This window comes from Actinosynnema sp. NPDC059797 (genome assembly GCF_042732085.1).
GTDB lineage: Bacteria > Actinomycetota > Actinomycetes > Mycobacteriales > Pseudonocardiaceae > Actinosynnema.
Window position 1 is genome coordinate 5,685 of the sequence record NZ_JBHWIE010000253.1, and the last position, 4,562, is coordinate 10,246.

A 4,562-nucleotide genomic window follows, 5' to 3' on the forward strand; every position below is an offset into this window, starting at 1 on the left:
CTTGGTGCCCGCGTCCCGCAGCGACCGCCCCCCGGCCCCGGCCCCCGCCGCCTTCCCCCCCCTCGACGCCCCGCCGAGTTAGTGGCGCCCCCGCCCCCACGACTCGACCAGGCGGTAGAGCGCCACCTCGACCGCGAACAGCGCGGGGTGCGCGTACTCGGGCCGGTCCAACACCGGGCCGCCCTCGGCGATGACCCGCGGCAGCTCGGGGTCGAGCAACCCCAGCACCTCCGAGTACGCCGCGGCGAAGACGGGGAACGCGGCCGCGAGCTGGGCGCCCATGCCGACGCGCTGCGGGCCGTGGCCGGGGAACATCACCGCGGTGAGACCGCGGTGCTCGGTGCCGACGACCGCCGTGGCGCCGCTGCCGCCACCGGCCAGCAGGTCGAGCTGGGCGAGCAGTTCCTCCTTGTCGCCCGCGACCACGGCGGCGCGGTGCTCGAACGCCACGCGGTGCAGCGCGAGCGACTTCGCGACGTCGAGCAGGGCGACGTCCTCGCGGGCGAGCCAGTCGCGGAGCCGCGCCGCCTGGCCGGCCAGGGCCCGCGGTGTGCGGCCGGAGAGCAGGAAGGGCAAGGAGGTCGGCCGCGCGCTCACCGGCTCGGCCTCGACCGCTTCCGGCGCGGGCGCCTCCTCCAGGATGACGTGCGCGTTGGTGCCGCTCATGCCGAACGACGACACACCTGCCCGGCGCGGCCACTCGTTCTCCGGCCACGGGCGGTTCTCGGTCAGCACCCCGACCCCGCCGGCCGACCAGTCCACCTCGCGCGTCGGCTCGTCCACGTGCAGCGTCTTGGGGAGGACGCCGTTGCGGATGGCCATCACGGCCTTGATCACGCCGGCGACGCCCGCGGCCGCCTGGGTGTGGCCCACGTTCGACTTGAGCGAGCCCAGCCACAGCGGCTCGCCGTCCTGCTTCTTGCGGCCGTAGGTGGCGAGCAGGGCCTGTGCCTCGATCGGGTCGCCCAGCCGGGTGCCGGTGCCGTGCCCCTCGACCAGGTCCACCTGCTCCATCGGGACCTGGCCGTCGGCCAGCGCCTCCTGGATGACCCGCTGTTGGGCGGGGCCGTTGGGGGCGGTCAGGCCGTTGGAGGCCCCGTCCTGGTTGATCGCCGAACCGCGGATGACGGCGAGCACCGGGTGGCCGTTGGCGCGCGCGTCGGAGAGCCGTTCGAGCAGGACCAGGCCGACGCCCTCCGACCAGCCGGTGCCGTCCGCGGTGTCCGCGTACGCCTTGCACCGGCCGTTGGGCGCGAGCCCGCGCTGCCGGGCGAAGTCCACCATGACGAGTGGCGAGCACATCGACGCGACGCCGCCGACCAGGGCCATGGTGGACTCGCCGCGGCGCAGTGCCCGGATGGCGTAGTGCATCGCGACCAGCGAAGAGGAACAGGCGGTGTCCACGGTGACCGCGGGGCCCTCGAAGCCGAACGTGTAAGCGACGCGACCGGAGAGCACGCTGGGCGCGTTGCCCAGCAGCAGGTAGCCGTCGACCTCGCGGGGCGCGGTGACGGTCAACGGCACGTAGTCGTGGGTGTTCGAGCCGATGAACACGCCCGTCCTGGTGCCGCGCAGGGCCTCCGGGTCGATGCCGGCGCGTTCGAACGACTCCCAGGCGGCTTCGAGGACGATCCGCTGCTGCGGGTCCATGGCGAGGGCTTCGCGCGGGGAGATGCCGAAGAAACCCGCGTCGAAGTCGGCCAGGCCGGCCATGAAGCCGCCCTCGCGGGAGTACGTCTTGCCGGGCTTGCCGGGCTCCGGGTCGTAGATGCTGTCCATGTCCCAGCCCCGGTCGGTCGGCGCGTCGCCGATCGCGTCGGTCCCACTGGCGACCAGCTCCCAGAGGTCCTCCGGTGACCACACGTCGCCGGGCAGGCGGCAGGCCATCGAGACGATCGCGATCGGCTCGGTGTCGTGGGCCTCCATCTCGGTGATCCTCTTGCGAGCCTGGTACAGGTCGCTCGTGACCATCTTGAGGTACTGGCGAAGCTTGTCCTCGTTCTCCACGGAAGAAACCCCGTCCGTCTCTGTCTGTTCCAGCGGTCCGGAGGACCCCGGAGTGGTCGCGTACCCCGGACTCGATGTGCCCTGGACACGTGGCGGGCGTCTGGTGAGGCCGGCAGCACGGCGAACCGCGCCGGAAGGAGGCTCGGGCGGGGCCACGATCAAGACTGCCCCTGGGCGGCCGCAGGACCAACCATGGTCCGACGGCGTCGGCACGGGGACCCCCTAACTCCCCTAGTCGTCGTACCGGTAAGACGAGTTCGGTCGCGCAATCCTTGTGGGGTGTCGGTGTCGCAGCCGCGCTGCGAGCATTGACCGCGAAACCCAGACGGGTGCGTCTCGCTGGTCGCCCGCAGCGGACGAGCGAAGGGACGGCGACATGACTGCCGAGGTGTTGAAGAACGCGCAGGACCCGACGGGGACGTCGGCATTCATCTTCAACCAGACCGCGCCGGGACCGGCGAAACCGTGGAGCTGGGCGGAGAACCTGCTCGAATCCGCGCACACGTACTGGCTGGTCACCACCAGTCCGGGCGGTGTGCCGCACAGCAGGCCGTTGTGGGGCGTCTGGAAGCAGGACGTGTTCCTGTTCTCGAGCCAGAACCGCTGCGGCCGATTCCTGGAGGTCAACCCGCGTGCCTCGGTGAACCTGCAGGTCGGCGAGGACGTGGTGATGATCGAGGGCACCTGCTCCCGGGTGCTCGGGGTCGACGACATCAGCGTGCTCACCGAAGCCGTGCAGGTGAAGTACGACTGGAAGCTCACGGTGAGCGAGGATCGGGTCCACACGCAATTCGGCCAGAGCGCGCCGGTGTTCCGGTTGACCCCCGACCGGGTCTACGGCTGGGCGGGCATCGCCGAATGGGAATCCGCGACCAGGTGGGACTTCCCGCGATCCCGATGAAGGTGGACGGCTGCGCTCGCGCCATTCTCCAGCTCCACTCCCGAGAAAGTCGATCGATCACGTTCTTCGCGTGAGCGCGCCCGAACGCGTGGTGCGCGAATCCGGTACGAGGCGTTGATCAGGCCCGTGGAAGGGACGACCCAGGTGGATTTCCGTGCCCGAAGTGGCGAAATCGCGGTGGTCGGCATGGCGTGCCGTTTCCCCGGTGCCGACGGGCCTCGGCAACTGTGGCGGCTCCTGGCCGCGGGGCGTCACGCGATCACCGCCGCCCCGCCCGGACGTGGTGCCCCGGGCAGAGCGGTCGCGCCCCCGTGGGGTGGGTACCTCGACGCCGTCGACGAGTTCGACGCCGGGTTCTTCGGCATGTCCACCCGGGAGGCGGCGTCCGCCGACCCGCAGCAGAGGCTCGTGCTGGAGCTGGGGTGGGAGGCGCTGGAGGACGCGGGGATCGCGCCGGACGGCGTCCGCGGCGGCCGACTCGGTGTCTTCGTCGGCGCCTTCGCCCACGACTACGCCCACCTCGCGCACCGGAACGGTCCCGCCGCGGCGTCGCAGCACACCTACCCCGGTATCGAGCGCGCGGTCATCGCCAACCGGCTCTCCCACTTCCTGGACGTGCGCGGGCCCAGCGTGACCGTCGACAGCGGTCAATCGTCCTCGCTGGTCGCCGTCCACCTGGCCTGCCAGAGCCTGCTCACCGGTGAGTCGGACCTCGCCGTCGCGGGCGGCGTGCAGCTCAACCTGCTGCCGGAGTCCCTGGACATCGCGGACCGCTGGGGGCCGCTGTCACCCGACGGCCGCTGCTACACCTTCGACGCTCGCGCGAACGGCTACGTGCCGGGCGAAGGCGGCGGCCTGGTGGTGCTCAAGAGGCTCGACAGCGCCCTCGCCGATGGCGACACCGTGCACTGCGTGATCCTCGGGAGCGCGGTGAACCACGGCGGCAACGGCCGCGCCCTGACCCAGCCCAACGAGGCCGCACAACGAGACGTCCTGCGACGGGCCCACGAGCGCGCCGGGATCAGCGCCGCGCAACTCCAGTACGTGGAGCTGCACGGCACGGGGACGCCCGCCGGCGACCCCGTGGAGGCGTCCGCCCTCGGCGCTGTCGTGGGCTCCGCCCGCCCGCGCACGCAACCGCTGCCCGTCGGGTCGGTCAAGACGAACGTGGGGCACCCGGGCGCGGCGGCGGGGATCGCCGGCCTGATCAAGGTGGCGATGGCGATCCGCCACCGCGAACTCCCCGCCAGCCTCAACTTCGAGCGGGCGAACCCGGACATCGCGCTGGACCGGCTCAACCTCCGGGTTCAGCAGGACCTCGGTCCCTGGGCGGCGCCCGACCGCCCGTTGATCGCCGGCGTCAGCTCCTTCGGGATGGGCGGCACGAACTGCCACCTGGTCGTCGGCGAAGCGCCGCCCGACCCGACCGCCTCGGGCGGGGAACCCGGGACCGGTGAGGCGAACTCCGAGCCGTCACCCGCGGCGTTGCCGTTCGTGCTGTCGGCTCGTGGGTCGGGTGCGTTGGGTGGTCAGGCTGCCCGGTTGCGGTCGCACGTGGCGGAGCGGCCGGATGTGGGGTTGGCGGATCTTGCTTTTTCGTTGGTGACTGATCGCGCCGCTCTTGAGCACCGGGCGGTGGTGGTTGCTTCGGACC

Annotated in this window: 2 protein-coding genes and 1 pseudogene; 2 read left to right on the forward strand and 1 reads right to left on the reverse strand. The window is 72.0% G+C overall.

The window, feature by feature from the left end:
* Positions 1 to 78: 78 nt before the first annotated feature.
* Positions 79 to 2,007: pseudogene (locus ACFV4N_RS33080) on the reverse strand (type I polyketide synthase); the annotation flags it as partial.
* A 376-nt stretch (positions 2,008 to 2,383) separates the two neighbouring features.
* Here ACFV4N_RS33080 and ACFV4N_RS33085 point away from each other — a divergent pair.
* Both ACFV4N_RS33085 and ACFV4N_RS33090 read left to right on the forward strand, forming a co-directional pair.
* Entirely contained in the window at positions 2,384 to 2,908 is a 525-nt protein-coding gene (locus ACFV4N_RS33085) for a pyridoxamine 5'-phosphate oxidase family protein (protein WP_499676581.1), read from the forward strand.
* A 186-nt stretch (positions 2,909 to 3,094) separates the two neighbouring features.
* On the forward strand, positions 3,095 to 4,562 hold a 1,468-nt coding region (locus ACFV4N_RS33090), incomplete at its 3' end, for a beta-ketoacyl synthase N-terminal-like domain-containing protein (protein ID WP_499676582.1).